This is a genomic window from Paracoccus sp. NFXS7 (assembly GCF_040148865.1).
In the GTDB taxonomy this organism is placed as follows: Bacteria; Pseudomonadota; Alphaproteobacteria; order Rhodobacterales; family Rhodobacteraceae; genus Paracoccus; species Paracoccus marcusii.
The window spans coordinates 1-2,159 of record NZ_JAKEKV010000033.1 but is presented as its reverse complement, the minus strand read 5'-3'; the positions used below and the strand labels follow the sequence as shown (position 1 = coordinate 2,159).

Sequence of the window (2,159 nt, the reverse complement as noted above, 5' to 3'; positions counted from 1 at the left end):
TGCACCAGGACCAGACGGCATCGACGGCACTGCCGGACGAAGATGACCGCTTCCGCACCAGGTAGAACCCCGTGTCGGCATCGAAGCCTGCGTCGCCGAGGTTCAAAAGGCGCCCCCCATCCAGATCCTCCTGGACAAAGGCCCGACACGCGATCGCGATCCCCTGACCTGCCAGCGCCGCGTCCAGCGCCAGGGACGTCTGGTTGAACACTGGACCCGGTACCTTGCCATGGGTCCCGAAGTATCTGGACCAGTAGTCGTAGCCGTCATGCAGAAGCGGAAGGTCGGCGATCTGATCGGGTGCTGTCTCGGATGAGGGCACGCCCGGCAGGTGCGGGCTTGCCACAAGAACAAGCTTTTGCGGAAACAGAAAGCGGGCCTCCAACGCGGACGGGAAGGGGGGACGCGCCTCCCTGACCGCAAGATCGACCTGATCGCGGTCGAAATCCGAGATACTGGTTGTCGCCACGGTGCGGAGCTCTACAGACGGAAGCGCTGCCTGCAGGGCCGACAACTGCGGGATCAGCATCCGGGTCGCAAAGGTCGGTGTAACGCTGATGGTGACGGCATCCGCACGATGCTGCAACTGATCGGTGGCGGCGCTCAGCAGCGCGAAGGCCCGCGACACGTCAGCAAGGTACGCCTTCCCCTGTCCCGTCAGCGCGAGGCCGCGTGGCATCCTGTGAAACAGCGCAAGGCCCAGATGATCCTCCAGAAGCCGAACCTGCTGCGCGACCGCGCCCTGCGTGACGCCCAATTCCTCGGAAGCCGCGCGGAAGTTCAGATGGCGCCCGGAGACCTCGAAGGCGCGAAGGGCATTCAGTGACGGCAGCGTTCTGAGGGAGATCGACATTTTGATCCTGTAGTTTTTCTCCTGGATAGCCGTGTTTTATCTCGCGCGTAAGGTTCCGCGACATCGGTCATAAGGGGCGTGACGCCTCGACCGTGGGGCAGATCAATACCTTATCTATTTTTTCGCAGATCGGGACTGCCATGACTGCCCACCGTTCACTTCTGATGCCGACCTCCTATTCGGTGATCCTGGCCGTCAGCGGCACGCACCTGATCAATGACCTCATCCAGTTCCTGCTGCCAGCACTCTATCCGGTGCTGAAGACAGAGTACGCGCTCAGCTATTTTCAGCTGGGACTGCTGACGCTGGCACAGCAGATCACGGCCTGCTTTCTGCAGCCGATCATGGGTCTCTACGGAGATCTCAGGCCCAAACCCTACATGCTGGCAGTATCCATGGCAGTGGTGGCTGTGGGCGTCGTGATGTTGGCATTGGCCAGCTCATTCGCACTCCTGCTCGCGGCTGCTGCGGTGCTTGGCATCGGTTCGGCACTGTTTCATCCGGAGGCCTCGCGTGTCTGCCGCATGGCCTCGGGTGGCAGGTTCGGTTTCGCGCAATCCAGCTTTCAGGTCGGCGGCAACACCGGGACCGCCCTCGGGCCCCTTGCCGCGGCGCTGTTCGTTCTGCCCTTGGGGCAGGTCAGCACGGTATGGTTCGGCCTGCTTGCCGTGATCGGGTTCGTGATCCTGTTCCGGATCGCGGGCTGGTTCGCCAATCACCAGAGGATGCTGAAGTCGGCCGGAACCCCGCGGACCGAGGGCCCGCAACTGTCACGCCCGCGACTGATCCTGGCGTTCGCCGTCATCGGCGCCCTGCTGCTGAGCAAGTTTGTCTACATCGAAACCTTCAAAAGCTACTATACCTTCTTCCTGATCGAACGGTTCGGGATGGAGATCCGCCAGGCCCAGACCATCCTGTTCGTCTTTCTGGGTGCCGTGGCCGTCGGCACATTCTTCGGTGGTCCCATCGGGGACCGGATAGGCCGGAGGAGGGTGATCTGGGTGTCCATCGTCGGGGCGCTTCCGTTCGCACTGCTGCTGCCCCACGCAAACCTCTGGGGTGTGATCGTCCTCAGCATCCTCGTCGGCCTGATCCTGTCGTCGGCATTCTCAGCGATCGTGGTCTACGCCCAGGAGCTGATGCCGCAGAAGGTCGGCATGGTGTCCGGCTTCGTCTTCGGCTTTGCGTTCGGGGTCGGGGCGCTTGGCGCAGCCGCCCTTGGGGGGATCGCTGATCTGGTCGGCATGCAGCAGGTGTTCAACGCGCTCTCGCTGCTGCTGTTTCTTGGATTTCTGACCGCGCTTTT

Annotated in this window: 2 protein-coding genes; one reads left to right on the top strand and one right to left on the bottom strand. The window is 62.4% G+C overall.

Features of this window, described 5'->3' with window-relative positions; translation table 11 throughout:
* The coding region (locus LZ686_RS18795) for a LysR substrate-binding domain-containing protein (protein ID WP_349548774.1) at positions 1-853 on the bottom strand (853 nt) is incomplete at its 3' end.
* Between the two features lie 140 nt (positions 854-993).
* Here LZ686_RS18795 and LZ686_RS18790 point away from each other — a divergent pair.
* Positions 994-2,159: MFS transporter (locus tag LZ686_RS18790; protein ID WP_349548773.1), on the top strand; the 1,166-nt coding region annotated here is incomplete at its 3' end.